This window comes from Saccharothrix sp. ST-888, from assembly GCF_000955975.1.
Taxonomy (GTDB): domain Bacteria; phylum Actinomycetota; class Actinomycetes; order Streptomycetales; family Streptomycetaceae; genus Kitasatospora.
In genome coordinates, this window is the sequence record NZ_JYJF01000772.1 from 1 (window position 1) to 326 (window position 326).

The 326-nt window shown below is 79.1% G+C and carries 1 pseudogene; it reads right to left on the reverse strand.

Annotated elements, in window-relative coordinates:
- A pseudogene (locus UK12_RS42375) lies at nt 1-326 on the reverse strand (GNAT family N-acetyltransferase); the annotation flags it as partial.

Genomic DNA, 326 nt, shown 5'->3' on the forward strand with positions numbered 1-326 from the left:
GCGCCGGCGCAGCCACGGGAGAAGTCGCCCCCCTCGCGGGCGGTGGCCTCGCCGGCGAGGGCCGACAGGTTCCGGCGCCGCTCTCCGTCCAAGCTGTCGCCCGGGATCCGCCCCGAGACGTCGGGGAACTCCTCGGCGGACCCCGTGGCGAAGGTGAGGCGCCGGCTTGCGGCCGGGGGCCCGGCGTCGGGGGGCCACTCCAGGCGCAGCCGTTCCACCTCGGGGGTGGGCCCGGCCGCCAGCGCGGCGTCGCGCCGCCAGGCCAGGGCGGCGACCACGGCCGGATCCTGGCGCCAGCCGTTCGGCAGCGTCAGGTTGTACAGCGG